The sequence below is a fragment of the Actinomadura madurae genome, from assembly GCF_900115095.1.
Taxonomy (GTDB): domain Bacteria; phylum Actinomycetota; class Actinomycetes; order Streptosporangiales; family Streptosporangiaceae; genus Spirillospora; species Spirillospora madurae.
The window spans coordinates 536,825-561,731 of sequence record NZ_FOVH01000001.1; the positions used below are offsets into that span (position 1 = coordinate 536,825).

The 24,907-nt window shown below is 74.4% G+C and carries 25 protein-coding genes; 14 read left to right on the forward strand and 11 right to left on the reverse strand.

Annotation, left to right across the window (positions count from 1 at the left end; all coding sequences use genetic code 11):
• Positions 1-17: 17 nt before the first annotated feature.
• Positions 18-1,115 (forward strand): baeRF3 domain-containing protein, encoded by a 1,098-nt coding sequence (locus BM339_RS02580; RefSeq protein WP_024936098.1) that lies wholly within the window; start codon positions 18-20, stop codon positions 1,113-1,115.
• Here BM339_RS02580 and BM339_RS02585 read toward each other — a convergent pair.
• On the reverse strand, positions 1,109-2,845 hold the full coding sequence (locus BM339_RS02585; protein WP_075019789.1) for a hypothetical protein: 1,737 nt from the start codon (positions 2,843-2,845) through the stop codon (positions 1,109-1,111). The genes BM339_RS02580 and BM339_RS02585 overlap by 7 nt on opposite strands.
• 101 nt (positions 2,846-2,946) lie before the next feature.
• Between BM339_RS02585 and BM339_RS02590 the strand changes: the two genes are divergently transcribed.
• The 3 genes from BM339_RS02590 to BM339_RS02600 are packed head-to-tail and all read left to right on the forward strand — an operon-like array spanning position 2,947 to position 5,602.
• Positions 2,947-3,621: a response regulator gene (locus BM339_RS02590; protein ID WP_021598230.1), complete on the forward strand. Its 675-nt coding sequence runs from the start codon at positions 2,947-2,949 to the stop codon at positions 3,619-3,621.
• Positions 3,621-5,084, forward strand: a complete 1,464-nt coding sequence (locus tag BM339_RS02595) for a sensor histidine kinase (protein WP_075019790.1) — start codon at positions 3,621-3,623, stop codon at positions 5,082-5,084. The genes BM339_RS02590 and BM339_RS02595 overlap by 1 nt, the downstream gene beginning before the upstream one ends.
• Positions 5,081-5,602 carry a hypothetical protein gene (locus BM339_RS02600; protein WP_143118264.1) on the forward strand — a complete coding sequence of 174 codons (522 nt, stop codon included), beginning with the start codon at positions 5,081-5,083 and terminating at the stop codon, positions 5,600-5,602. Before BM339_RS02595 ends, BM339_RS02600 begins: the two co-directional genes overlap by 4 nt.
• On the opposite strand, the gene BM339_RS02605 is transcribed toward BM339_RS02600, so the two are convergent.
• Both BM339_RS02605 and BM339_RS02610 read right to left on the reverse strand, forming a co-directional pair.
• Positions 5,603-6,319, reverse strand: coding sequence for a metal-dependent hydrolase (locus BM339_RS02605; protein ID WP_024936100.1), 717 nt, complete (start codon positions 6,317-6,319; stop codon positions 5,603-5,605).
• 141 nt (positions 6,320-6,460) lie between these two features.
• The gene (locus BM339_RS02610; protein ID WP_021598234.1) at positions 6,461-6,811 is read right to left on the reverse strand and encodes a winged helix-turn-helix transcriptional regulator; all 351 of its coding nucleotides are present in this window, start codon (positions 6,809-6,811) and stop codon (positions 6,461-6,463) included.
• Between the two features lie 85 nt (positions 6,812-6,896).
• On the opposite strand from BM339_RS02610, the gene BM339_RS02615 reads away from it, so the two are divergent.
• Complete coding sequence (locus BM339_RS02615; protein WP_075019791.1) at positions 6,897-7,520, forward strand: NAD(P)-dependent oxidoreductase; 624 nt, start codon at positions 6,897-6,899, stop codon at positions 7,518-7,520.
• Here the strand turns inward: BM339_RS02615 and BM339_RS02620 are convergent, their stop codons facing one another.
• From BM339_RS02620 to map, 3 genes are read right to left on the reverse strand one after another with little or no spacing between them, the layout of a single operon-like run.
• Positions 7,521-8,555, reverse strand: coding sequence for a DNA polymerase ligase N-terminal domain-containing protein (locus BM339_RS02620; protein WP_021598236.1), 1,035 nt, complete (start codon positions 8,553-8,555; stop codon positions 7,521-7,523).
• 19 nt (positions 8,556-8,574) lie between these two features.
• On the reverse strand, positions 8,575-9,264 hold the full coding sequence (locus BM339_RS02625; RefSeq protein ID WP_021598237.1) for a ComEA family DNA-binding protein: 690 nt from the start codon (positions 9,262-9,264) through the stop codon (positions 8,575-8,577).
• Positions 9,265-9,323: 59 nt separating this feature from the next.
• Complete coding sequence (gene map, locus BM339_RS02630; protein ID WP_024936102.1) at positions 9,324-10,175, reverse strand: type I methionyl aminopeptidase; 852 nt, start codon at positions 10,173-10,175, stop codon at positions 9,324-9,326.
• A gap of 69 nt (positions 10,176-10,244) precedes the next feature.
• On the opposite strand from map, the gene BM339_RS02635 reads away from it, so the two are divergent.
• Positions 10,245-10,424 (forward strand): hypothetical protein, encoded by a 180-nt coding sequence (locus BM339_RS02635; protein ID WP_075019792.1) that lies wholly within the window; start codon positions 10,245-10,247, stop codon positions 10,422-10,424.
• Between the two features lie 54 nt (positions 10,425-10,478).
• Here the strand turns inward: BM339_RS02635 and BM339_RS02640 are convergent, their stop codons facing one another.
• Complete coding sequence (locus tag BM339_RS02640; RefSeq protein ID WP_075019793.1) at positions 10,479-11,075, reverse strand: hypothetical protein; 597 nt, start codon at positions 11,073-11,075, stop codon at positions 10,479-10,481.
• A 91-nt stretch (positions 11,076-11,166) separates the two neighbouring features.
• Here BM339_RS02640 and npdG point away from each other — a divergent pair, with 91 nt between their 5' ends.
• The 4 genes from npdG (at position 11,167) to BM339_RS02660 (ending at position 14,079) form a co-directional block, all read left to right on the forward strand.
• Positions 11,167-11,874: an NADPH-dependent F420 reductase gene (gene npdG / locus BM339_RS02645; RefSeq protein WP_075019794.1), complete on the forward strand. Its 708-nt coding sequence runs from the start codon at positions 11,167-11,169 to the stop codon at positions 11,872-11,874.
• A gap of 17 nt (positions 11,875-11,891) precedes the next feature.
• Complete coding sequence (locus BM339_RS02650) at positions 11,892-12,923, forward strand: potassium channel family protein (RefSeq protein ID WP_021598167.1); 1,032 nt, start codon at positions 11,892-11,894, stop codon at positions 12,921-12,923.
• A 69-nt stretch (positions 12,924-12,992) separates the two neighbouring features.
• On the forward strand, positions 12,993-13,316 hold the full coding sequence (locus BM339_RS48375; RefSeq protein WP_021598168.1) for a hypothetical protein: 324 nt from the start codon (positions 12,993-12,995) through the stop codon (positions 13,314-13,316).
• A gap of 10 nt (positions 13,317-13,326) precedes the next feature.
• Positions 13,327-14,079 (forward strand): hypothetical protein, encoded by a 753-nt coding sequence (locus BM339_RS02660; protein WP_021598169.1) that lies wholly within the window; start codon positions 13,327-13,329, stop codon positions 14,077-14,079.
• Positions 14,080-14,171: 92 nt separating this feature from the next.
• Here the strand turns inward: BM339_RS02660 and panB are convergent, their stop codons facing one another.
• Positions 14,172-15,023, reverse strand: a complete 852-nt coding sequence (gene panB / locus BM339_RS02665; protein WP_075019795.1) for a 3-methyl-2-oxobutanoate hydroxymethyltransferase — start codon at positions 15,021-15,023, stop codon at positions 14,172-14,174.
• 143 nt (positions 15,024-15,166) lie between these two features.
• Between panB and BM339_RS02670 the strand changes: the two genes are divergently transcribed.
• From BM339_RS02670 to BM339_RS02680, 3 genes are all read left to right on the forward strand, one after another.
• Entirely contained in the window at positions 15,167-16,744 is a 1,578-nt protein-coding gene (locus BM339_RS02670; RefSeq protein ID WP_021598171.1) for an MFS transporter, read from the forward strand.
• A gap of 14 nt (positions 16,745-16,758) precedes the next feature.
• On the forward strand, positions 16,759-17,388 hold the full coding sequence (locus BM339_RS02675) for a TetR/AcrR family transcriptional regulator (protein WP_075019796.1): 630 nt from the start codon (positions 16,759-16,761) through the stop codon (positions 17,386-17,388).
• A 124-nt stretch (positions 17,389-17,512) separates the two neighbouring features.
• Positions 17,513-19,645 carry a SpoIIE family protein phosphatase gene (locus BM339_RS02680; RefSeq protein WP_235206519.1) on the forward strand — a complete coding sequence of 711 codons (2,133 nt, stop codon included), beginning with the start codon at positions 17,513-17,515 and terminating at the stop codon, positions 19,643-19,645.
• 82 nt (positions 19,646-19,727) lie between these two features.
• On the opposite strand, the gene BM339_RS02685 is transcribed toward BM339_RS02680, so the two are convergent.
• Together BM339_RS02685 and BM339_RS02690 are read right to left on the reverse strand one after the other, a co-directional pair.
• Positions 19,728-21,524, reverse strand: coding sequence for an NAD+ synthase (locus tag BM339_RS02685; protein WP_075019797.1), 1,797 nt, complete (start codon positions 21,522-21,524; stop codon positions 19,728-19,730).
• Positions 21,525-21,556: 32 nt separating this feature from the next.
• Positions 21,557-22,816, reverse strand: a complete 1,260-nt coding sequence (locus BM339_RS02690; protein WP_337959895.1) for an MDR family MFS transporter — start codon at positions 22,814-22,816, stop codon at positions 21,557-21,559.
• A 55-nt stretch (positions 22,817-22,871) separates the two neighbouring features.
• Between BM339_RS02690 and BM339_RS02695 the strand changes: the two genes are divergently transcribed.
• The gene (locus BM339_RS02695) at positions 22,872-23,897 is read left to right on the forward strand and encodes an ArsR/SmtB family transcription factor (RefSeq protein ID WP_075019798.1); all 1,026 of its coding nucleotides are present in this window, start codon (positions 22,872-22,874) and stop codon (positions 23,895-23,897) included.
• On the opposite strand, the gene BM339_RS02700 is transcribed toward BM339_RS02695, so the two are convergent.
• Positions 23,837-24,868 (reverse strand): terpene synthase family protein, encoded by a 1,032-nt coding sequence (locus BM339_RS02700; protein WP_161791048.1) that lies wholly within the window; start codon positions 24,866-24,868, stop codon positions 23,837-23,839. The genes BM339_RS02695 and BM339_RS02700 overlap by 61 nt on opposite strands.
• Positions 24,869-24,907 lie beyond the last annotated feature (39 nt).

The following is a 24,907-nucleotide window of genomic DNA, read 5'->3' on the forward strand; positions in this document are numbered from 1 at the left end:
CCGACGATCGGGGGATCATGGACGCCGTCACCCTGTCCGAGCTGCGCAAGCCGAGGCCCTATCCGGCGGTGTCGGTGCTGATGCCGACGCACCGGTCCGCCAGGGAGAACCGCGAGGACCGGATCCGCCTGCGCAACCTGCTCGCGGAGGTGCGGCACCGGCTGCGGGACGATCCCCGGGTAGTGCCCGACGCCGCCGACCACGTGCTGCGCGGGCTGGAGCGCGCGGCGGAGGAGGTCGACCCGCGGCACGGCTCCGACGGGCTGGTGCTGTTCGCCGCCCCGAACGGCGAGCACCACGCGTTCACGATCGGCCAGCCCGTCGACGAGCGGGTGGTCGTCGACACCGGGTTCGCGACCCGCGACCTCGTCGCCGACTTCACCCGCAGGCCGCGCTACTGGCTGCTGTCCCTGTCGGACCACCGGACGCGGCTGTGGGACGGCCTCGGCGGGGACCTGACCGAGCACACCCGCGGCGGGTTCCCGCTCGCGCCCGCGCCGATCGACGAGGCGAGCGCCGGGCGGCTGGCGCGCCGCCCCGCCCAGGGCGGTGACGGCGAGCGCCGCCGCCAGGCGGTGCGGGACGCGGTGGCCGCCGTCGAGCGGGTCCTCGCACGCGACCGCCGCCCGCTGATCGTCGCCGGCGTGACCCGCCACCAGGCGCTCTTCGACGAGATCGCCGGACCGCACGTCACCGTGGCCGGCCGTGTCGAGGGCGGCTTCGAGGGCGCCCCGCCGAGCGTGCTCGCCGAGGCGGCCCGCCCGGCGCTCGCCGCCTACGAGGACCTCCGCGAGGTCGGCGTGCTGTCGGAGCTGGAGGCCGCGCGCAGCATCCAGCGCTACGCGGGCGGGCTCCGCGAGGTGGCGCGCCTGGCCGAGGAGGGACGCGGCGAGCACCTGGTCGTCGAGCGCGGCTACTACGCGCCCGCCGTGCGGACCGAGGGCGAGCTCGTCCCGGTGGAGGGCATGCCCGGCGTCCTCAAGGGCGCGGACGTGGTCGACGACGCCGTGGACGACGTGATCGAGACGACGCTGGAGTACGGCGGCGAGGTCACCTTCGTCTCGGACGGCTTCCTGATCGACCACGACCGCATCGCCCTGGTGACGCGCTACTGATCCGCGTCCCCGCAGGAGGGCGCGTGCCAGCTCACCCAGCCGATCGACCATGAGCGCGCCGCGTGCGGCCGCCAGCCCGCCGGGTGCGCGGGCCACGACCGCGCGGGCGGCGTCCCGTCCGGCAGGGGCACCAGCACCGTGCACACGCCCGGCGCGGGCGGACGCCCGTCCCGGATGTCGACGGTGCCGACGCGCGTCCACCACACCGGATGGAGGAGCGCGGTCCTGACCGCCCAGTGCAGCGACCTGTCCGCGACGACGCCGCCCGCCTCCGGGCCGGGGAACGGCGGCTCCGGGTGGACGCGCCGCGCCGGGACCCCCATCGCGAAGGCCAGCGCGGCGGCGTTGACGGCGGCCAGTGCGGCGGCCGTCACCGGCACGGCGTACCGCCTGCCGAGCCTGGACGACGCGACCAGCCCGCAGAGCAGGGCGCATGCGGCGAGCGTCGTCTCGCGCAGGTGCAGCGCGCCGCGGTCACCCGCGAGGAACGTGGCCTCCGGGAAGTCGAACGCGATGAACGAATGCGTGCGGAGCCGCCCGCCCGCGTAGGCGGCGACCCAGAGCCCGGTGACCACCGCCAGGAGCGCGGACGCCGCCGCCGGCCGGACCGCCGTCCTGGCGCCCGCGCGCGAGAGCGCGGCCGCTCCGGCGAGGGCGTAGACCAGCGCGAGGCAGGACAGGTACCGGCCGTAGGCGAAGTTGCCCACCCGGTGCTCGTCCGGCAGCGCCGCCGACGAGGCGTAGGCGACCCCGCAGGTCGCCGCGAGCAGGGCGCCCGCCATGATCCGGTCGGCCGCCGGTGCGCGCCGCCGCACCAGCGTCGCCGCGGCGACCACCAGCCCCGCCCCGGCGAGGCCCCAGGTGGAGACGACCAGGTACCAGAGCTGCCCTGCGGCCCCCGACAGCGCCCATTCCTGACCGGGAACCGTGATCAGCCGCGACTCCAGGATCCTTGCGAGACTCCGCGTGCCTCCCGGATACAGCTCGCCGCGGACGTGCGCGTTCAGCGCCGCCCCCGCCGCGTATCCGGCGAGCGCGACACCGCCACCGGCGAGCGCCGCCCGGAACCGCCCGCGCAGCGCCATGACCATCAGGACGCACGCGTGCACGACGAGCAGGACTGTACCGCGAGTGTGCACGGTCGCCAGGTAGGACGTGAGCATGCTCGCGAGGGCCGCGTCGAGGCCCCGACCATCTCGGACGAAGCGGTCGAGCGCGAGGAGCCAGGCCAGCGCGACCGCCGGCAGCACGGCGTCCGCGAGCGCGAACGCGCCGAAGAACGTGGTGGCGGGCAGCAGCGCCGCCGCGAACGCGAGCGGCAGCGCGGGCCGGCGCTCGAGCCCGAACCGGCGCGCCGCCGCGTAGCCGAGCGGGAACAGCGCCGCGCCGAGGAACGCGTTGATCACCATGACGATCGTGTAGACCGTCGCCGGCTCGTGCGACAGCCAGTAGGCCGGTGCCAGGAGGAGCGGATATCCGGCCTGGTAGAAGGTGTGCCCCGACAGGTCGCCGCCCGCTCCGCCGGCCAGCGACCGGGCGGCGATCAGATAGCCGGTCTCGTCCGGGTTCGCGGCCGGGCCCGTCCGCGCCCAGGCGAGCCAGGCCCGGACGGCCGCCTGCGCGAGCACGCCCGCCGCCAGCAGCCAGGGCAGCGCGCGGTGACCCCGCCGGGCGGCGTGCGGGGGAGCGGGCGGGACGTGCCGAGGGGGCGGAACGCTCGTGAGCACCATGTGGCCCACCGTCCCGGCACGTCGTCATGATCTTGTGCCGGTGATGTCCAGATCTCGTGACACAACCCGCCAGATGATCGTGAACCGCCGATAATGTCCGGGTGGCGAGCATCCTGTTCATCGAGGACGATCCGTCGGCCAGGGCGGCCCTGGAGCTGGCGCTGACCCGCCAGGGGCACGGCGTGACGTCCCGCGCCACCGGCGAGGACGGGCTGGAGGCGCTGCGGGCGCGGCGCCCCGAGATCGCGCTCCTGGACGTGATGCTGCCCGGCATCGACGGGATCGAGGTGTGCCGCCGCATCCGCCGGGAGGACCCGCTGCCGGTGATCCTGCTGACCGCGCGCGGCGACGACCTCGACGTCGTGCTCGGCCTGGAGGCGGGCGCCGACGACTACGTCGTCAAGCCCGTCGAGCCCCGCGTCCTGGACGCCCGGATCCGCGCGGTCCTGCGCCGCGCCGACCGGACCCGCCTCGACCGGTCCGTGTACGGCGACCTCGTGATCGACCGGGCCTCGCTGAAGGTCACCAAGGGCGGCGCAGACCTGCGCCTCACCCCGACCGAGCTGCGGCTGCTGCTTGAGCTGACCCGGCGTCCCGGCCAGGCCCTCACCCGCCGGCACCTGCTCGCCGAGGTGTGGGAGCACACCTACCCGGGCGACTCCCGGCTCGTCGACGCCTGCGTCCAGCGCGTCCGCGCCAAGATCGAGGACGAGCCGGCCGAGCCGCGGCTGATCGAGACCGTCCGGGGATTCGGCTACCGCTTCGCGGCGACGTGATGCGGCGCCGCTGGTTCACCGGGCTGCGGATCCGGCTCGCCGCGGCGTTCACCGCGGTCGCGCTGCTGGCGTCGGTGCTGGCGTCCGGCATCTCGTACGTGCTGCTGCGCCGCGTGATGCTGCAGCGCGCGCAGGACGCGGTGCTGACCGACGTCCGCGACGCCCTCACCCGGCAGATCCCGTCCCGGCTGCCGCCCGACGTGACGGCGCTCGTCGGCGCCGAGCTGGCGCGCACCCTCGGCTCGGTGCCGGGGCGCCGGGCGGTGGCGGTGCCGGTGCGGCTGGACGGCGGCGTCGCCGTCCCGCCGCCGGGCAGCCTGGACGTCCCCGTCACCCGCGAGTTCGCCCGGCGCGCGATGCGGGGGATGGTGTTCCAGCGCATCGTCCGGCGCGGCCGTCCGCTGGGCAGCCGCCCCTTCCTGCTCGTCGGCGCCCGCGTCACCGGCTACCAGACGACCGTGGACGAGCCGTGGCGGACGACGCCGCCGATGGTGTTCGTCTCCGCGAGCCTGCGCCGGGAGGCGGCCGACCTGCGGCTGTTCACCCGCACGCTGATGGTCGCGGACGCCGCCGCCCTGGTGCTGGCGCTCGGGCTCGCGCTGCTGGCCACCCGCGGCGTGCTGCGCCCGGTGCGCCGGCTCGGCGCCGCCGCGCGCGCCCTCGGCGAGGGCGACCTGGAGACCCGGGTGGGCGTGCGGGGCCGCGACGAGCTCGCCGACCTCGCCCGCACCTTCAACCGGACGGCGGAGGCTCTGGAGCGGACGGTGACGGACCTGCGCGCGATGGAGGCCGCGTCCCGCCGGTTCGTCGCCGACGTGTCCCACGAGCTGCGCACCCCGCTGACCTCGATGATCGCCGCGACCGATGTGCTGGCCGGGGAGGCGGCGGGCGGGGACGGCGCCGCGGCGCGGCTCGTCGCGGCCGAGACCCGGCGGCTCGGGCGGCTCGTCGAGCACCTCATCGAGATCAGCCGGTTCGACGCCGGCGCCGCCGCGCTCGTCCTGGACGACGTGAACGTGGCGGAGGCGGTCGCGGGCACCCTGGAGGCGCGCGGCTGGCGGGACGAGGTGGCGGCCGAGGGGCCCGCGGACCTGACCGCCCGGCTGGACCCGCGGCGGTTCGACGTCGTCATCGCCAACCTGGCCGGCAACGCGCTCGGCCACGGGCGGCCGCCGGTCTCGCTGCGCTTCGGGCCCGCGGACCGCGACGGCGTCGCGGGCGTGGAGGTCGTGGTCGCCGACCGCGGCCCCGGCCTGGCCGCCGACCTGGTGCCCGTGGTCTTCGACCGGTTCGTCAAGGCGGAGGCGGCGCGCTCGCGCAGCGAGGGGAGCGGTCTCGGCCTGTCGATCGCCAGGGAGAACGCCAGGCTGCACCGGGGGACCCTGGAGGCGGCCAACCGGCAGGAGGGCGGAGCCGTGTTCACCCTGTGGCTGCCGCGCGGGGACGGCGGTGAACCGTCATGAGAGGGGCGCGCCCGGTGGCGGCCGCCCTGGCGGCCGCCCTCGCCGCGGCCGGCTGCGGCGTCCGGCCCACCGGCGTCATCAGCGGGGGCGACCTGCCGCACGCCGAGGGGAACGCCGACACCGTGACCGTGTACCTGGTGCACGGCGGCGGTCTGCGGCCCGTCACGCGGCCCGGGTTGCCTGGCCACCCGTACCTGTCCATCGAGCAGCTGGCCGTGCCGCCGACCGCGGCGGAGCGCGCCGCCGGGCTGCGTACCGAGGTCCGCCGCCCGCTGACCGCGTGGGTGGACAGGAGGGCCGGCGGGCCGGTCGGCTCGCCCGGCGTGCTGGTCATCGATCTGCGGCCGGAGGTCCCGCGCCGGCGGACCGGCTGGTCCCGGGTGGCGCTGGCCCAGATCGCGTGCACCGCGGAGGCCGTGCCGGGCGTGCGGGCCATCAGGCTGTGGGACGCCCCGGACGCGGACGACTACGGATGGGGGCTCGTCCGGTGCGACCGGTTCTCCGATCTGCTCGGCTGATCAGCCCCGGGTCAGCCAGGCGGTGGTGGTGTCGCCGAGGACCGAGCGGACGGCGAGGATCGCGATGCCGAGGGACAGGAACGGCATCACCACCCAGCGCTCGACCTTGCCGTCCGTCCTCGGGATGACGGGGACGTCGATCCGCCAGGGCAGCGGCCAGAACACCGGGCAGCCCCGCGGTGTCAGGCAGTCGCCGGCGACGTGCGCCAGGCACCCGAGCGTGACCGCGAACCCGACGAAGCTCATGTCGAGGTTGTGCATCAGCCAGACCGCGATGAGCGCGAGCGCGCAGTCCGCGAGCGCCGACTGCGGCTCCTTGCCCTCGAAGTCGAGGCCGACGCCGCGCAGCCCCAGCCCGACGATCATGAAGAGGCAGGCCCACCAGGCGTACACGTAGTGGGTGGCGAGGGCGTCCATCGCCCAGCCGATGCCGACCGCGAACAGGATCGAGTGGGTCGCCTGCCGGTGCCCGCCCGACAGCTTGCCGATCCACTTGCACATGTGGCCGGTGATCGGGCCGAAGGTGTTGGCGATGCGTCCGTTGTGGTGGTCGATGTCGGGCAGGATGGCCGCGCCCGCGCACACCACGGCGCCGGCGGCGATCTGCTCCACCGACAGCGAGACCGCGTGGTCGCCCAGCAGCCGCTCCTGCGCGATCACCGGGACGGCCGCCAGCCATGCCAGCGCGCCGCTCAGGGCGTGCGTCTTGCCCATCATGTGCCGTTCCCCCGCCTTCCAGCGCGTACCGCCGCCCGTCTCAGGGCGGGACTCTATTCCGCTCCTGATCGGTTTCAGCGGCGACGCGCCGTACGGGGTGCCGTGTCCCTTTGATGCCGGACGCGGCTCGCCGGTTCCGCCCTAGCCGGCGTGCCTTTCGCGCGCGGACACGACCGCCTCGACGTTCTCCTCGGCCCAGTCGGCGACGGCCTGGATCGGCGTCTGGAGGGAGTGGCCGAGCGGGGTGAGGGCGTACTCGACGCGCGGCGGCACCTCGGCGAAGACCGTCCGGGTGAGGAGGCCGTCGCGTTCCATCGCGCGGAGCGTCTGGGTGAGGACCTTGGGCGTGACGCCGCCGATCATGTCGCGCAGCTGGGTGAACCGGCGCGGCCCGCCGGTCAGGAGGAGCACGACGAGGACCGACCACTTGTCGCCGATGCGGTCCAGGATCAGCCGGGTCGGGCAGTTCGGGTCGAACGCGTCACCTCTCATGGTTTCCATAGGGTACCAATAGCACGTTGAAGTAACCAGTATCCGATGGATACCTTCCAGTCCGACGACGTCAGAGGAGGGTTTCATGAGGGTTCTGCTGATCGGCGCGACGGGCATGATCGGGCGGCGGATCGCCGACGAGGCGCGCGGGCGCGGCCACGAGGTCACCGGCGTCACCCGTACAGGGAACGAGGGCACGGCCGCCGCCGAGGCGAGCGACGCGGACGCGATCGCCCGGCTGGCCGCGGGGCACGACGCCGCCGTGCTGACCGTCCCGCCGCCCCGGGACGGCTCGGAGACGACGGGGCCGCTGCTGGCCGTCACCCGCGGCGTCCTCGACGGCCTGCGCCGGGCCGGCGTCCGGCGGCTGATCGTGGTCGGCGGCGCGGGCAGCCTGGAGGCCGCCCCGGGCGTCCGGCTCGTGGACACCCCCGAGTTCCCGGACATCTACAAGGGCGAGGCGCTCGCGGCGGCCGAGCAGCTCGGCGTCATCCGGGCCGAGGCCGGCGACGTGGACTGGACGTACCTCTCGCCGCCCGCGTTCATCGAGCCCGGCGAGCGCACCGGCACGTTCCGCCTCGGGACGGAGCAGCTCCTCACCGACGCCGAGGGGGTCAGCCGCATCAGCGCCGAGGACTACGCCATCGCGCTGGTCGACGAGCTGGAGAAGGGCAACGCCGTCCAGCGCCGCATCACGGTGGGGTACTAGCTACGACGGGATGAAACGCCAGGCGTCCGACTCCTCGCCGGCCGCGTAGGGGGAGTCGAGGCGCTTGGCGACCACGCCGGGCAGGCCCTGGCCGCGGGCCGCGTCCCGGACGGCGTGGCCGTCGCCCGGGAACCAGGGGGCGGTCTGCCACAGCGGGCCCGACAGCCCGAGGCCGTCGAGCCGCTCCCGCCGCTCCCGGTAGGGGACGTCCAGCAGCGGCCGGCCGTCCAGATGCGGCAGGTCGTAGATCATGTACGTCTCGCGGCCGTCCAGGACGGCCCGCTCCCCGTCGAGCACCGCGGGCCGGGCTCCCAGCTCGGCGCCGAGCCGGGAGCCCAGCCCGCCGGGGCCGTCGACGGCGCGGCCCCGCTCGTCGGTGAACCGCGTCCGGCCGCCCTCGACGTAGGCGAGCAGCCGCCTGCCGCCCCACGCGAACTCGAACCCCCACGCCTCCTGGTCGCGCGGCAGCCGCGCCCTCTCGACCGGGCGCATGGGCCGCAGCGACTCCGGCAGCGGCTCGGCGTCCGGGTCCGCCGGCGGGTCCATCCGGTGGATCATCCAGTTCCTGCCCCGCGTCTTGAACAGCACGTACCGGCCGGACACGCGCGAACCGTGGATGACCACCTTCACCTCGCGCTCGGACCACTTCTCCGTCTCGTACGTCCCGCGGTCCCAGATGATCATCTTTCCGGCGCCGTACTCGCCGCGCGGGATCTCGCCCTCGAAAGAGGCGTACTCCAGCGGATGGTCCTCGGTGTGCACGGCCAGGTGGTTCGTGTCGGGGCTCCACGGCAGGCCCTTCGGGACGGCCCAGGAGACGAGCACGCCGTCGCGTTCGAGGCGCAGGTCCCAGTGCAGGCTGGTCGCGTGGTGCTCCTGGACGACGAACGTGTCGTCGTCGCCGTGCGGCAGGGCCTTCTCCTCCGGGACCGGCTCCGGCGTCCTCCCGGCGTCCCGCCTGCCCCGGTACTCGGCGAGCCGGTCGCCTTCGGGCGCGGGGGGCGCGGGGGGCTTTCTCGGCTTCTTCGGGCTCACGCCCGATGCATACCCGCGATCAGCGGATGAAGACGGCGTAGTCGGCCACGTCGCCGGTGAGGGACGGCGGCAGCCCCGCCACCGCCGACAGCTCCTCGGCGGACATGAACCCGCCCGTCTCCGCCCGCACCCGCTCGATCTTCGCCGCCAGCTCCGGGGTGATGCCCGGCAGCAGCGTCAGCGCCTCCGCGGGGGCGTGGTTGACGTCGATCAGCCCGCCGTCGTTGTACTGGCGCGGCAGGTCGGGGCGTCCGATGCGCAGCTCCTTGGCGAGGCCCGGGTCGGACGCGGCCAGCTCGCGCGCCTTCTCCCGCAGCAGCCGCCGCCGCTTGACCCGCTCGACCACGGCCTCGTTGTCCACCGCCGACAGCCCGTGCGGATCGAACACCCGGCGCCGGATCAGGAACGCGTGCCCGCAGCCGACCACCGCGAGCAGGAACAGCAGCACCCCGACGGCCCGCTCGGTGCCCTCCTCCTCGCCGATGTCCGGCAGCAGGACCAGCATCAGCGCGAACACGCCCGCGTACACCGCGGTCGACACCAGCAGATGCATGCTCCGCCGCCACAGCAGCGCCGCCGCGAAGGTGAACGGCGTGGCGTACCCGAGGGTCAGGAACGGCAGCGCCGCCCACGTCACGCTCAGCGCCGCGCGCCCCGGAGGCATGCTGTCGGACGGAACCCTCGGCTCGTACGGCGCTGGGGCGTTCATCTCTAGAGGGTCTCCCGGCCGGAAGTGGGGGCGAATCGGACTCTAGATCAAGAGATGGGTCACGGCAGGGTGAGGATTTCGTGGCCGTCCTCGGTCACCAGGAGCGTGTGCTCGAACTGCGCCGTGCGCCTGCGGTCCTTGGTCACGACCGTCCAGCCGTCGTCCCACATGTCGTAGTCGTGGGTGCCGAGCGTCAGCATCGGCTCGACCGTGAACGTCATCCCCGGCTCGATGATCGTGGTCGCCCGCGGGTCGTCGTAGTGCGGCACGACCAGGCCGGAGTGGAACGTCGTGCCGATGCCGTGGCCGGTGAAGTCGCGGACGACCCCGTACCCGAACCGCCTGGCGTAGGACTCGATGACCCGCCCGATCACGTTGAGCGCCCGCCCCGGCTTCACCGCGCGGATGCCCCGCATCGCCGCCTCGCGGGTCCGCTCCACCAGCAGCCGCGACTCCTCGTCGACGTCCCCGCACAGGAACGTCGCGTCGGTGTCGCCGTGCACCCCGTCGATGTAGGCGGTGATGTCGACGTTGATGATGTCGCCGTCGCGCAGCACCGTGTCGTCCGGGATCCCGTGGCAGATCACCTCGTTGATCGAGGTGCACAGCGACTTGGGGAAGCCGCGGTAGCCGAGCGTGGACGGGTACGCGCCGTGGTCGAGGAGGAACTCGTGCCCGATGACGTCCAGCTCGTCGGTGGTGATGCCGGGCCGGACGTGCCGGCCGACCTCCTCCAGCGCCTGCGCCGCGATCTTCCCCGCCACCCGCATCCGCTCGATGATCTCGGGCGTCTTGACGTCCGGCTCGCCCGTCCTGGGCCGCTGCTTCCCCACGTACTCCGGGCGCGGGATGCTCGACGGGACCTTGCGCATCGGGGAAACCCGGCCGGGCCGGAGAAGCTGGGTCGTCATAGTGATGGAGTGTAGTCAGCGGGCTCGGGGCGACGAATCCCCGCGAACGCGTGATCGAGAGGAGCGCCGATGGCCGGTGACGACGGTGACTGGTGGTTCTGCCTGAAGCACATGAAGGTCGAGCACGGGCCCGGCTGCCCCGGCAAGGACCGGATGGGCCCGTACGAGACCGAGAGCGCCGCCGCCGGCGCCCTCGCCCTCGCGCGCGAGCGCAACGAGGCGTGGCGCAAGCAGAACGGCGAGGACTGAACGGCGCGGATTGAACGGCGCGGATTGAACGGCGCGGACTGAACGCGGCGGGGGCTAGTCGACGACCGGGCCCGACACCGCGTCGAGCAGCCGGGCGAGGCGGTGCCGGAGCCCGCGCGGGCCGCGGCCCGGCTCCTCGCCGGCCGCGGCGCTCACGAGGTGCTGCGCGCCGTCGAACGACAGGAGGGCCTCGCCCGGCGGGACGGTCAGCGCCTCGTGGGCGAGGCCGCGCAGCTCGCGGTCGCCGCCCTCCAGGGCCAGGACCGTGGCGCCGGTGCGGCGCGCGTCGTCGACCCGTTCCAGCAGCGGGACGGGCGCGTCCTCCTCGGCGACGACGAACAGCGTCTCGCCGCGCCGCGCCGCCTCCAGCCGCTCCAGCCCGATCCGCAGGTGCCCGGGCGCGTCCGCGGGCGGCCGCCAGCGCACCAGCGTGGGCGCCAGGCCGGGGGCGTCGCCGAGCCGGCTCTCGTCGTCCAGGTGCGCCGCGAGATGCCAGGGGTCGCCGGCGGGCGTGCCGACCAGCAGCAGCCCGCCGGGCGTGCGGGACGTGGCCCGCAGCGCGCGCCCGAACTCGCGGGTCCGGTCCAGCCAGCCGGTCGTCGACAGGACCTCGCGCAACATCGTGATCTGCTCGGCGTCCACGGCCACCATGGTGCCGCATCGGACGTCCTGGTCAGGCGGTTTCCGCGATGCGGGAACCCTCCGCGCCGCGCCGCGCGGGCCGCCTGGCAGACTCGGCCGCATGACTGAGCAGCAGCAGAAGACGCCCTACGACCTCCCCGACGTGAGCGGCCTGTCCATCGGCATCCTCGGCGGGACGGGCGACCAGGGCAAGGGGCTCGCGCGCCGCTTCGCGCTCGCCGGGCACCGGGTGACGATCGGGTCGCGCAAGGCGGAGCGCGCCCAGGCCGCGGCGGACGACCTGGCCGGTGAGGGCGGCGCGGACCTGCCGGTCTCCGGCGCGGAGAACCCGGTCGCGGCCGGGGAGTCCGACGTGGTGATCGTCGCCGTGCCGTGGGACGGCCACAAGGCCACGCTGGAGTCGCTGCGCGCCGAGCTGGCCGGCAAGATCGTCGTCGACTGCGTGAACCCGCTCGGTTTCGAGAAGGGCAAGGGCGCGTTCGCGCTGCCGGTCGAGGAGGGCAGCGCCGCCGAGCAGGCCGCCGCCGTCCTGCCGGACAGCCGGGTCGTCGCCGCGTTCCACCACGTGTCGGCCAGGCTGCTGCTCGACCCCGGGGTGGCCGAGATGGAGCTGGACGTGCTCGTCCTCGGCAACGACCGGGAGGCGACCGACCTCGTCCAGGCCCTCGCCGGCCGCATCCCCGGCATGCGCGGCGTCTACGGCGGCCGGCTGCACAACGCGGGCCAGATCGAGGCGTTCACCGCCAACCTCATCTCCATCAACCGCCGCTACAAGGCACACGCCGGATTGCGCATCACCGACGTCTGATCGCTAGTCTCGGGACGGTGCCGAGCATCGACGACGCGGAGGCGGCGCGGCGCCCGCTTGTCCTGCTGCCCTCCGCCGGGCAAGGGCCGCTGCGCGCGGTCGCCCGGCGGGTCGGCATCGCGCTGCTGCTGATGTTCGCGGTCGTGGCGGTCGTGTACGCCGACCGCGGCGGCTACCGCGACGGCAGCGACGGGACGGTGTCGCTGCTGGACGCCTTCTACTACGCCTCGGTGACCATCTCCACCACCGGGTACGGCGACATCACGCCCGTCGGCGACGGAGCGCGGCTCGTCAACATCGTCTTCATCACGCCCGTCCGGGTGCTGTTCCTCATCGTCCTCGTGGGCACGACCCTCGAGGTGCTGGCGGAGCGCACCCGCGACGACTGGCGCAAGTCCCGCTGGAGGGCGCAGGTGCGCGACCACATCGTGGTGGCCGGCTACGGCACGAAGGGCCGCAGCGCCATCAAGACGCTGCTGAGCACCGGGGTGGAGAAGACCTCGATCGTCGTCGTCGACCCGGACCCCCGGGTGGTCGCCGAGGCGGCGGAGGCCGGGTTCGTCGGCGTCGCGGGGGACGCGACGCGCAGCTCGGTGCTGAGGCAGGCGTCAGTCCACCGGGCCCGCAAGATCGTGGTGGCGAGCGCCCGCGACGACACCGCGGTGCTGATCACGCTGACCGCCCGGCAGCTCAACCCGCACGCCGGCATCCACGCGTCGGTGCGCGAGTCGGAGAACGTCCCGCTGCTGCTGCAGTCGGGCGCCGACCGCGTGGTGATCTCGTCGGAGGCGGCGGGGCGGCTGCTCGGGGTGTCCACGACCCAGCCGAGCGTCAGCCAGGTCATCGAGGATCTGCTGGACCAGGGCAGCGGCCTCGACCTGGTTCAGCGCGAGGTCCGGCCGGAGGAGGTCGGCGGCCCGCTCGGCGCGGTGCGGGAGCCGGCGCTCGCGCTGGTCCGGGACGGCCGGACGCTGCCGTTCGACGACGCCGGGTGCGGCGCCCTCGAACCGGGCGACCTGCTGATCGTGGTGCGTTCCGCGCGGAAATAGGGAGCGGTTCGCGCCCCTGCCGCGTCCAAATGCTGACGTACCATCGTGGTGGCGACATGCGGGGTGGAGATGAGAGAGATCCGGTCGGCAGATCCGTGGAGCGCGTTCCTCGCGCCTTCGGGACGGGACGCGGGGCGGCGGACCCCCGGCGCGGCGCCCGCGGGTGAGCCCGGCCACACCCCCTCGCATGCCGAGCCCGGCGCGGAGGACGCGTGCCGGCGGGTGCTGGCGCAGCTGAGGTCGACGGGCGGCCCGCTGTCGCTGGAGCAGATCCACCACGCGACGCGGCTCGGGCTGATGGAGGTCGCCGAGGCCGTGGACATGCTGCGCGAGCGCGGCCTGGTCGCCGTCGAACGCGAGATCGACGAGGTCGTCCGGCTGACCGGGGAGTGACCGCGGCCCGATGATCGGATACGTCGTCGCCGTCTCGCTGAGCTGCCTGGTCGGCATCGCCGAGCTCGTCAGCCGCTACCGGGACCGGCCCACCACGCTGGTCCGGGTGCCGAGCACCTGGGCGTACGTGCTGATCAACGGGGGAGCGGGCGCGGGCTCGCTGCTGCTCCTGCACACCTTCGACTGGCGGTTCGGGGTCCGGTCGGGGGACGTCGCCGCGGCCACGCAGGTGCTCGTGGCGAGCCTCGGCTCGATGATGGTGTTCCGCAGCGCGGTGTTCACCGTCCGGGTCGGGGACGAGGACGTGGCGGTCGGCCCGAGCACGCTGCTGACCTCGCTGCTCGCCGCCGCCGACCGGGGCGTCGACCGGATGCAGGCCAAGACCCGCGCGCACGAGGCGGGGGAGATCATGCGGGGCGTCTCGTTCGCCAAGTCGCGGCTGGCGCTGCCGACCTACTGCCTCGGCCTGCTGCAGAACGTGTCCGCCGAGGACCAGGCCGACCTGCGCACCGCCGTCGACGCGCTCGCCGGCAGCGAGATGACCGACGGGCAGATGGCCCTCAACCTGGGGCTGCTGCTGATGAACGTCGCCGGCCCCGACGTGCTGCGCTCCGCCGTGGAGACGCTGCACGGCGAGATCATGGCGGACGGGGCGGAGCCGCGCCGCGTCCCGGCGCCGCGCGACGGCCGGCTCTTGGAAAGTGGGACGCGCGAGAGCGATACGCATCCTCCCGAGCCGGCCCGCTCGAACCCCGACCAGTAGCCCGCCCGGCGGACCTGGCCGGGCCCGGACGCGGGAACGCCCGCACGGCCGCGCCGGGGCGGGGGCGGCCGTGCGGGCGGGACAGGGTCCGGCTAGTGGTAGCTGTGCTCGGGCGCCGGGTAGGCGCCGCTCACGACCTCCTCGGCGTAGCTGCGCGCCGCCTCGCCGAGCAGGGTGTTCATGTCGGCGAACTTCTTGACGAACTTCGCGGTGCGCGGGGTGAGCCCCGCCATGTCCTGCCAGACGAGGACCTGCGCGTCGGTCTGGTTGCCGCCGCCGATGCCGATCGTCGGGATGGACAGCGACGCGGTGACCCGCGCGGCGAGGTCCTCGGGCACGCATTCGAGGACGAGGGAGAACGCGCCGGCGGCCTGCAGCGCCTTCGCGTCCGCCATCAGCTCGTCGCCGTCCTGGCCGCGGCCCTGCACCCGGTAGCCGCCGAAGACGTTCACCGACTGCGGGGTGAGGCCGAGGTGGCCCATCACCGGGATGCCCGCGGCGACCATCGCCTCGACCTGCGGGAGGATCCGGCGGCCGCCCTCCAGCTTGACGGCGTGCGCGCCGGTCTCCTTGAGGAACCGGGTGGCGGCCGACAGCGCCTCGGGGACGCCCGTCTGGTACGACCCGAACGGCAGGTCGGCGACGACCATCGCGCGCTCGGACCCGCGGACGACGGCCGCGGTCAGCGGGATCAGGTCGTCGACGGTGACGGGGATCGTGGAGTCGTAGCCGTACACGACCATCGCGGCGGAGTCGCCGACGAGGAGCACCGGGATGCCGGCCTCGTCGAAGATCCGGGCGGTGAGGGCGTCGTACGCGGTCAGCATCGGCCACTTCTCGTGCCGCTCCTTGGCGGCGGCGATGTCGCGTACGGTGACCCTTCGCCCGCTCGTCCCGCCGTAGAGTGCGGTCGGCTGTGCGGGGGGTGCGACGGATGAGGACATGCGTGTGAACCTCCGGTCTTGAGGCGCCACGGTGGCGTACCCAGACGGAACCGATCGTGCCACTTGGGAAACGATTTCGGTAGCCCCGGAGATTCCCCGCCCGCGCGGGAATGAATTCAAAAACGATACGGTTGCGTATCGCTATGGACCCACACACGATCCAGCGGCGCCGGTGGTACACCCTCGGCGTCCTGACCATGAGCCTGCTGGTGGTGGTGCTGGACAACACCATCCTCAACGTGGCGCTCAAGACGATCGCCGACCCTCACAAGGGGCTCGGCGCCACCCAGAGCCAGCTCGAATGGGCCATCAACTCCTACACGCTGGTCTTCGCCGGGCTCCTGTTCACCTTCGGTGTGATCGGCGACCGGCTCGGCCGCAAGCGGGTGCTCACCGGCGGCATGATCGTGTTCGCCGTCGCCTCGCTGGTGTCGGCGTACGCGCAGACCCCCGAGCAGCTCATCTACGCCCGCGCCCTGATGGGCCTCGGCGGCGCCGCGGTGATGCCGCAGACCCTGTCGATCATCACCAACGTCTTCGAGCCGCACGAGCGCGCCCGCGCCATCGGCATCTGGGCCGGCGCGGTCGGCCTCGGCGTCGCGATCGGCCCGCTCACCGGCGGCCTGCTGCTCCAGCACTTCTGGTGGGGCTCGGTGTTCCTGATCAACGTGCCGGTCATCGCGGTCGGCGTCGTGCTGATGGCCTTCCTGGTCCCCGAGTCGCGCAACCCCGAGCCCGGACGGCTCGACCCGCTGGGCGTCGCGCTGTCGGTCGTCGGCCTGGTCGTCCTGTCGTACGGGATCATCCAGGGCGGCGAGAAGGGGAACTGGCTGGAGTTCCCCGTGCTCGGCCCGATCCTCGCCGGCCTGGCCGTGCTCGCCCTGTTCGCGTGGCACGAGGCCCGCACCGTGTCCCCGGCCTTCGACGTCAAGCTGTTCAAGGACCCGCGGATGTCGGCCGCCGTCGCCTCCATCGCGCTGTGCTTCTTCGCCGCGACCGGCGTGTTCTTCTTCGCCAACTTCTACATGCAGTCGGTGCGCGGCCTGACGCCGCTGCAGTCCGGCGCGATGGTGCTCCCGTTCGCCGTCGCCCAGCTCGCCTTCGCGCCGCGCAGCGCCGCGATGGTCCGCCGCTTCGGCGCCAAGGCGGTCTGCACGACCGGGCTGATGCTGGTCACCGTCGCGCTGGCGAGCTACCAGTTCGTCGGCACCCACACCTCGCTGTGGATCCTCGGCGCGATCTTCTTCGTGCAGGGCGCCGGGATGGCCAACGTCATGCCGCCCGCCACCGAGTCGGTCATGTCGGCGCTGCCCCGCGAGAAGGCGGGCGCCGGGTCGGCCGTCAACAACGTCGCCCGGCAGGTCGCCGTCGCGATGGGCGTGGCCGTGCTCGGCTCCGTCGTCGCGTCGGTGTACCGCGGCGACCTGCGCGACCGGCTGGCCGCGCTGCCCGCGGGCGCGCGCGAGGCCGCCGGCGAGTCGATCGAGGGAGCGCACGCCGTCGCCGCCCAGCTCGGCCCGGCGGGGCAGAGCCTCGTCGGCCCCGCCGACGCCGCCTTCGTGCACGCCATGCACACCGCGTCCGTCGCCGCCGCCGTCGTCTCCTTCCTCGGCGCCCTGGTCGTCCTGAAGTGGATGCCGGGACGCGCCGCGGCGCCCGCCGCGCCCGCGCCCGCGCCGGAGCCGGAGCCTGAGTCGCGGCCGGAGAGGGCCGGCGTGTGAGAGCGTGATGCGCGATGAGCACTGAGACCGAGCCGGGCACTGAGACCGAGCCGGGCACCGAGACCGAGCGGCGGCAGGCGGGCCGGCCCCGCAGCGAGCGCGCCGACAAGGCCATCGTCGAGGCGACCCTCGACCTGCTGGCCGAGGAGTCGGGGGTGGCGGGCGTCTCCATCGAGGCGGTCGCCGCCCGCGCCGGCGTCGGCAAGACGACCATCTACCGGCGCTGGCCCAGCAAGGAGGCGCTGATCGTGCACGCGCTCGGCGCCGTCAAGGAGCCGCTGCCCGAGCCGTCCGGCCGGTCCGCCCGGGAGGACCTCACCGAGATCGCCCGCCGGCTCGCCGGCCGCCGGCACAGCAGGTACTCGCGGTGCTTCTGGAACGTCGCCGGCAGCGCGGAGAAATATCCCGAGCTGTACGCCCGCTACCAGCAGGACGTCATCGAACCCCGGCGCGAGGTCATCCGCCGGGTGATCCGGAACGGGATCGAGACCGGCGAGCTGCGCGCCGACCTCGACGTCGAGGTCGTCCTGTCGCTGCTGCTCGGCTCCCTGACCGCGCGGCGGCCGCGGGAGACGGTCCCCGCCGGCTACGCCGAGGCCGCCGTCGACACCCTCCTGCGCGGCATCGGGACCGGGCCGCGATGACGCCGGGGCGGGAGAACCGCGCCTATTTCGGCGTGGTAAGCGTGATCTTCTCCCACTCCGGCGGTGTCATGCCCCATACTGTCGCTGGGTAGTGCTGAGACGACCGGCTGTCTGGAGCGCGCAGGTGAGATCCGTGATGGCGCCGCGAGGCGAGGCGCCCGCCACCGATTCGGCGTCCCGGACCCTTGTCCTGGGCATAGACGGTGCCCGGCGCGTCGTGCAGTGCGGACCGAACGCCAAGGCGGTCCTCGGCCGTGCCCCCGGCGACCTGATCGGCCGCCCCGCCACCGACCTGGTGGGCGACGAGGCGAAGGCCGAGCTGGAGGCGCTGCTGGAGCCGAACGACGCCGGCCAGGAGCGCAACGGCGTGATGGCCGTGCTGCGCGGCGACGACGGCGCGACCGCGAGCGCGCTCGTCACCGTCCAGCCGATGGTCGGCGGCGACACGGGCACGGCGCCCGCCGCGCTGCTGTTCGTCCGGGTCGAGCTGCCGCCGAGCGAGCGCTACCAGGACCCGGCGCTCATGCGGCGCGCGCTGATGGACGACCCGCTCACCCGGTTCGGCGCGACCCTCGACCTCGACCAGTCCGCCCGCGGGCTCGTCGACGTCGTCGTCCCGCACTTCTGCAACGCCGCGTCCGTGCTGGTGCTGGAGAGCCTGGTCGCCGCCGACGAGGTGCACACCGAGTCGGGCTCGGCGGTGCTGCGCCGCATCGCGGTCACCTCCGACGACGGCAACCCGGCGTGGACGTCCACGTTCCCCGTCGGCGAGGTGCTCGTCTTCCCGGAGGGCACCCCCTACCGGCAGGTGATGGAGACGGCCCGGCCCGTCCACCTGCCGCACATCGACCTCGACAGGGCGAGCGAGATCGGCCGCCTGTGGCGGCGCGGCCCGGCGGGCGAGCTGCTGTCCAACGTGTCGATGGTGCTGCTGCCGATGATCGCCCGCGACACGCTGCTCGGCTTCATCGCCTGCACCCGCGTCCCCGGGTTCCGCAAGTTCGACGCCTACGACGTCGAGATCGGCATGGAGTTCGCCGCCCGCGCCGCGATCGTGATCGACAACGCCCGGCGGTACAGCCGGGAGCGCGCGACCGCGCTGGCGCTGCAGCGCAGCCTGCTGCCGATGCGGCTGTCCGCGCCGTCCTCGGTCGAGGTCCGGCACCGCTACCTGCCGGGCAGCAAGCTCGTCGAGGTCGGCGGCGACTGGTACGAGTCGATCGCGCTGCCCGGCGCCCGCGTCGCCCTGATCGTCGGGGACGTGGCCGGGCACGGCGTCCGCGCCGCGGTGACGATGGGCCGGCTGCGCACCGCGCTGCACACGCTGGCGAACCTGGAGCTGCCGCCCGCCGACGCGCTGCACGTCATGCACGAGCTGATGATCGAGCTGGGCGAGCAGGAGCCGCACTTCGCGACCTGCGTGTACGCGGTCTACGACGCGACGACCGGCACCATCGAGATCGCGTCCGCCGGGCACCTGCCGCCGCTGCTCGCCGCGCCGGGCGGCGACAACGAGTACCTCCAGGTGCCGCCCGCGCCGCCGCTCGGCGTGGCCGGCGGCGCCGCCATCGAGAGCCGCGAGTTCACCGTCGAGGACGGCAGCCTCTTCGTCATCTACACCGACGGCCTCGTGGAGAACCGGGGCCGCGACATCGACGACGGCCTCGCCCGGCTGCAGCGGATCTTCGGGCCCGACTCGGTCGACCGCTCGATGGAGGACCTCGCCAAGGCCACCCTCGCCGGCGTCTACGCCGACCAGCACCGCGACGACATCGCCGTCCTCATCGCCCGGTTGCGCCGGCTCCCCGAGGACCGCTACGCGTCCTGGACGCTGCCCGCCGACCCCGCCGCCGTCCGCCGCGCCCGCGGCCTGGTCAGGGCGCGGCTGGAGGAGTGGGAGCTGGAGGAGCTCGACTACACCACCGAGCTGCTGGCGTCCGAGCTGATCACCAACGCGCTCCGCTACGCCCCCGGCCCGATCGAGCTGCGCCTCCTGCTGGAGCGCACGCTCGTCCTGGAGGTCCTGGACCGCTCCGCCGCGCTGCCCCGCCTCCGCCGCGCCGAGGACGACGACGAGAACGGCCGCGGCCTCCTCGTCGTCAGCCAGCTCGCCCACCGCTGGGGCACCCGCCGGACCGCCGCGGGCAAGGTCGTCTGGTGCGAGCAGATCGTCCCCGGCATCGACCCCGACGCCTCCGAGCAGGTCCCCGCCTGGCCGGACGAGGCCTGGCCGGGCGAGAACCACCACCGCGAGTAGCGCGCGCCACCTCTCGTGCCGGGCGCCACCTTTCGCGCCGGGCGCCACCTTTCGCGCCGGGCGTTACCTCTCGCGCCAGCCGTTACCTCTCGCGCCAGCCGTTGGTGATGGGGAGGCGGCGGTCGCGGCCGAAGTTCTTCGGGGTGATCTTCGGGCCGGGCGGGTACTGGCGGCGCTTGTACTCGGCGATGTCGACCAGGCGGATGACGCGCTCGACGAGGGCCGGGTCGTGGCCGGCGGCGACCAGGGCGTCGCGGCCCATGTCGCCCTCGACGTAGTCGGTGAGCACCGGGTCGAGCTCGGCGTACTCGGGGAGGGAGTCGCGGTCGCGCTGGCCGGGGCGCAGCTCGGCGGACGGCTCCTTCTCGATGATCGCCTCCGGGATGGGCTCCTGCGCGAACCGGTGCAGCAGGGCCGGCTCGCGGCCCGCCTGGGCGTTGCGCCAGCGGGCGAGCTCCCAGACGGTGAGCTTGAAGACGTCCTTGATGGGGCCGAAGCCGCCCGCGGAGTCGCCGTAGAGGGTGGAGTACCCGGTCGCCAGCTCGCTCTTGTTGCCGCCGGTGAGGACCAGGTGGCCGTGCTCGTTGGACAGGCCCATCCACACGTTGGCGCGGATGCGGGCCTGGAGGTTCTCCTCGGCGAGGCCGTGCAGGTCCAGGTGCTTCTCGAACGCCTCCACCATTTCGGCGATGGGGACGATGCGGGAGTTGATCCCCTGCCGCTTGACGAGCTCCTCGGCGTCCACGACGGAGCCCTCGGAGGAGTAGCGGCTCGGCAGCAGGACGGCGTGGACGTTCTCCGGGCCGATCGCGTCCGTGGCGATGGTGGCGACCAGGGCGGAGTCGATGCCGCCCGACAGGCCGAGGACGACCGAGCGGAAGCCGTTCTTGCGGACGTAGTCGCGGGTGCCGAGGACCAGCGCCGCGTAGACCTCGGCCAGGTCGTCCAGGGGCTCGGCGGCGGCCGGCGGGAGGGCCGGGTAGGCGGGCAGCGGGTCCGGCGACAGGACGTGCCGGTCGATGGTGATCGTGGTGCCGTCCAGGGCGTCGACCGGCGTGCTGCCGGGTTCGCGCGACGGGTCGGCGGCGGGGAGCGTGAGGTCGGCGACGAGGAGGTGCTCGGTGAACTGGGGCGCGCGGGCGAGCGGGGTCCCGTCGGGGCCGACGATGACCGAGTCGCCGTCGAAGACGAGTTCGTCCTGGCCGCCGACCATGTTGACGTAGGCGAGCGCGCAGCCGGCCTCGCGGGCGCGTTCGGCGCACAGGTCGAGGCGGACGTCGTCCTTGTCGCGCTCGTAGGGGGAGGCGTTGATGGAGAGCAGCAGGCCCGCGCCGGACGCGTGGGTGACGCTGACCGGGCCGCCGTCCTGCCAGAGGTCCTCGCAGATGACGGTGGCCACGTCGACGCCGTGGACGCGGACGACGGGCAGCCGGTCGCCGCGCACGAAGATGCGGTACTCGTCGAACACCCCGTAGTTGGGGAGGTGGTGCTTGGCCGAGCGGACCAGGACCTCCCCTCCGTGCAGCCACGCGGCGCCGTCCAGCGGCGCCCCGGCGGGCTGCCCCGAGCGGGCGGCCCGCGCGGTGCGGCCGACCGTTCGCCGGTCGAGGTACCCGGTGACGACCGGCAGGTCGCCGAGGCCCTCGCCGGCGAGGCGGCGGGCGAGCCGTTCCAGCGCCCGCCGGGACGCCTCGACGAAGGACGTGCGCAGCGCGAGGTCCTCCACCGGGTAGCCGGTCAGCGCCATCTCCGGGAAGGCGACCAGGTGCGCGCCGGCGTCGGCGGCCCGCCTGGTCCATGCGACGACCTGGTCGGCGTTCCCGTCGAGGTCGCCGACGGTCGAGTTCACCTGCGCGAGCGCGATCCTGAGCTGTGCCACCGTCCCAGGGTAAATCGTCGGGTCCGGTTTCGTCACTCTGACGAGAAGGGTGTGTCGAGCGCCACGGTCCGCCGCCGCCTGAGCGCGGGGGCGAGCGCGAGCTGCGCCGCGGCGGCGCCCAGGGCCAGCCCCGCGCAGGTCAGCCACAGCGCGGGAGCGCCGCCGGCGCCGAGCAGCTGGGTGCCGCCGAGCGGCGCCAGCAGGAACCCGCCCGACCACGCCATCCCGTACAGGCCGCTGTACCGGCCGCGCAGGCCGGCGGGGGCCAGGTCGGCGACGACGGCCTGCAGGACGGACGCGGCCGTGATCTCCCCGAGCGTCCACACCAGGATCGTCGCGGTGTAGGCGGCCAGGGACGCGGCGAGCGCCGTCAGGCCGTAGCCGAGCGCGACCAGGACGAACCCCGCCACCATCACCAGGCTGTGGTCGCGCCGCGCCAGCCACGCGTTCACCAGCGGCTGGACGATGATGATCAGCACCCCGTTCGCGGCGATCGCGAGGCCGTAGTCCTGCGGGCCGAGCCCCGCCTCCTTCATGGCGAGCGGCATCGTCGTCATGCCCTGCATGAGCACGAAGGTGTAGACGAGCGTGATCAGCACGTACGCCACCATCACCCGGTCGCGCAGCACGCGTCCGAACCCGCCGGCCCGCTCCGCGCGGGCGCCCCGCGCCCAGGTCTCGGGGACGGCGCGCCACACCAGCAGCCCGAAGGCGGCGCAGGTCACGGCGTCGATCCAGAACAGCCAGAGGAACCCTTGGCGCGCGAGCGTCCCGCCGAGCACCATGGCGACCGCCCAGCCCAGGTTGACCGCCCAGAACAGCAGCCCGAACGCCCGCGGGCGGTCCCGCGGGGAGATGACGTCGGCCACCATCGCCTGCGACGCGGGCCGGTACATGTCCAGCAGCAGGCCGAGCAGCAGCGCCGCCGCGACGATCGCGGCGAGGCCCTCGGCGTAGCCGAGCGCGAGCATGGCCGCGCCGGTGCCGACGGTCGCCAGCGTCAGCGTGACGCGGCGGCCGATCCGGTCGGCGAGCGCGCCGCCCGCGAGCTGGCCGCCGAGGGACCCGGCGCCGAGGACGGCCATCACCATGCCCGCCTGGGTCAGCGACAGCCCGCGCGTCGTCGTCAGGTAGAGGCCGAGGAAGGGCTCGACCATCGTCCCGAGCCGGTTGAGCAGCGTTCCCGCCCACAGGACCCAGAACGTCCGGGGCAGGCCGCCGACCTTGGGACGCAGGAACGCCGCGAACCGTCCCGGAGCAGGGTCGACAGGAGCGTCTTCCAGAGTGGTCACTCGCACGATGGTGAGGGCTCCGCGCACGCGGAGATAATCATTTAGCCTGGGCTAAATGATCGAGTTCGTCCTCGCGCCGGACGACGTCGCCCGGGTCCGGTTCGCGTACTCGCCGCTGTGGGAGATGGTGCGCAGCCTGCGGGTCCTCGCCGATCCGTCGGGCCACGCGCTGCACCTCCCGTGGGTGCGCACCGTCCGGCCGCGGCTGCGCGGGCTCGGCATGGGCCCGCTGCGCGAGGTCGTCCAGCCCGCCGGGTACATCCCGGACTTCCTCACCCCGCCGCCGCGCACGCCGCTGCCCGACATCGGCGCCGAGCTGGAGACCGTCCGCGCCACCCCGCCGGAGGTCGTCGCCGCCGAGCTGAGCTGGACCGAGCCCGGGAGCCGCGCGGGCGCGGCCCGCCTCGCGATGGCCGCCGACCCGCGGCGCACCCTGGAGCGGCTCGCCGGCCTGCTCGAACGGTACTGGGAGGTCGCCGTCGAGCCGTTCTGGCCGCGGATCCGCGACCTGCTGGAGGGGGACGTCCTGCGCCGCGCCGGCGCGCTCGCCGCCGAGGGCGCCGCCGGGGTCTTCGGCGACCTGCACGAGGGGGTCTCCTGGCGTGCCGGGACCCTCACCGTCGACCGCCGCTGGCGCTTCCGCGGCGAGCTGGCCGGACGGGGGATCCTGCTCGTCCCGAGCGCCTTCGTGTGGCCGCACGTGTCGGTGATGGTGCCGCCCTACCAGCCCATGCTCAGCTATCCTCCGCGCGGCGTGGCGACGCTGTGGGAGACCGGGCCGCCGGGCGACGACCGGGCGGACGCGCTCGCCGCGCTGATCGGGCGCCGCCGCGCCGAGCTGCTCACCGCGCTGGCCACGCCCGCCTCGACCACCGACCTCGCCCGGCGGGCGGGCGTCACCGCCGGGGCGGTCAGCCAGCACCTCGGGGTGCTGCGCGCCTGCGGCCTCGTCTCCGGGCACCGCCTCGGCCGCCGCGTCCTCTACGTCCGCACGCCGGCCGGGGACGCGCTCGCCGGGGCTCAGCGCAGCGAGGCGAGGGCGTCCAGGCGCGGCGGCGCGGGCGCGGCGTCCGGGAGGTAGCGGCCCGACTCGGCGAGCCAGTCCATGTGCGCGCGCGGCGTGTCCAGCAGCACCTTGACGACCTGCGCGGCGGCGGCGCGCTGCGCGACGGTCATCTCCAGCCGGTCCAGCATCTCCGGCAGCCGGCGGGCCGCCGTCCACGCCTCCTCCAGCCGGTCGGCGACGCGGCCCGCGACCGCGGCCGCCGCCTGCTCGGGGGACAGGCCGTGCGCCCGCGCGAGGACGGCGGGCAGGCCGTGGACGTCGCCGCGCGCCGACTCCAGGTCGTGCGAGGCGAGGTCGTTGGACCAGGCCACGGCGTCGGCGACGCTGTCGGAGAGGGTCTTCCACCGGGGCGTGCGCAGCAGCCGCGACGGCAGCTCGACGCCGAGGACGGGCTCCACCAGGTCGTACAGGAACGGCCCGCACGCCCGGCGGCGCAGCGGCGCGTACTCGGCCTCGTCCGGGACGTGCCCGATCCGCCGGTTGACCGACTCCTCCGCGCAGCCGTCCCGGTGCGCCTCCAGGTGCAGCATGAAGCGCCGGCGCCAGTCGCGGCTCATGTCCTTGGACGTGGTGTGCCACAGCTCCACCAGCGCGGCCTCCAGCGGCCGGGCGCCGGGCCGGGCGTGGCCGCGGCGCATCGCGCGCAGCAGGTCGTCGTAGAGCGCGTGCACGGCGCTGCCGCTGTCGGCGAGCGGCGGGTGGTCCAGCGTGTCGTCCAGCGCGAGCGTCCAGGTCAGCCAGCGGGCGAACAGGTCCACGCCCGCGAGGTCGGCGTTCGGGAACACCCGGGCGGCGAGCCGCTCGCAGCGGGCCCGGCCGAGCGGTGAGGTGTCCGGGTCGCCGAGCACCAGGCCCCGGCCGCGCGCCCAGGCCTCCACCTGCGCGCACAGCTGCCACGACTCCGGGTGCATGGCCGACGGACTGGTCAGCGCGGTCACCCGGTCGGTCATCGAGAGAAGAGGTGAGATGTCCACGACCCTGCTCACGTTAATGATCACTCCGTGCGCAGAACATGATCGCCACGT